Genomic DNA, 242 nt, shown 5'->3' with positions numbered 1-242 from the left:
GTGAACGCCAAGCCAATTTAAAAAATTTACAGGCACAGCTAAATAACACTAAAAGCTCAATTAACTATTTAAAAGAAAACCAACAAACGCTGATCACAACTATTGAAGAGTTAGAGAAAGAAAAAAATAAAAAAGTTGAATTACTCGGCCTCAATAACAGCAAAGGCAAGCTTAACTGGCCAAGCCGAGGTAAGTTAGAACACACTTTTGGACAACGAAAACACGGTGGAATTTACTGGAAA

1 pseudogene is annotated in these 242 nt (G+C 35.5%); it reads left to right on the top strand.

Going from position 1 to position 242, the window contains the following annotated elements:
- Positions 1 to 242, top strand: a pseudogene (locus tag AAEY62_RS24380) (murein hydrolase activator EnvC family protein); the annotation flags it as partial.

Source organism: Pseudoalteromonas sp. GW168-MNA-CIBAN-0100 (assembly GCF_040309225.1).
GTDB lineage: Bacteria > Pseudomonadota > Gammaproteobacteria > Enterobacterales > Alteromonadaceae > Pseudoalteromonas > Pseudoalteromonas arctica.
This window is presented reverse-complemented; position numbering and strand designations above follow the sequence as displayed.